Origin of the sequence: Methylobacterium sp. E-046 (assembly GCF_022829625.1) — a bacterium.
Taxonomy (GTDB): domain Bacteria; phylum Pseudomonadota; class Alphaproteobacteria; order Rhizobiales; family Beijerinckiaceae; genus Methylobacterium; species Methylobacterium longum.
This window is the reverse complement of sequence record NZ_JAKSYP010000151.1, coordinates 1-363: the sequence shown is the minus strand read 5'-3', so window position 1 is coordinate 363 and position 363 is coordinate 1. Positions and strand designations below refer to the sequence as shown.

Annotated in this window: 1 pseudogene; it reads right to left on the bottom strand. The window is 67.2% G+C overall.

Features of this window, described 5'->3' with window-relative positions:
• A pseudogene (locus tag MKK82_RS12890) lies at window positions 1-140 on the bottom strand (S49 family peptidase); the annotation flags it as partial.
• Window positions 141-363 lie beyond the last annotated feature (223 nt).

The window sequence follows — 363 nt, the reverse complement described above, 5'->3', positions numbered from 1 at the left end:
TTCGGAACGCCGCGGGCGCTCTCCAGCCACGCCACCGCTTGGCGTTCGCTGCCGAGTTCGTCCACCAGCTTCAGCGGCACGCTCTGGCGACCGCTGAAGACCCGGCCGTCCGCGACGGTGTTGAGCTGACCCGGATCCATGGCTCAAAGCAACATGAACAACCCGGGCAGCGTGAAGAGCCCGTCGCAGACACGGATGGGTGGGAAGCGAGGTATGATGCGCCTTAAGCATCACCGCCGTAATTACACGCGTCTGCCGCGGTGGTAACCGTCGCCTGCCCGGCGGCGCTGAAACCGGCGGCGTCCTCCTCCGCACGGTCGTCTAGGCCAGCGTCGCGTAGTAGACGGCCTGCCCCGCTCCTCC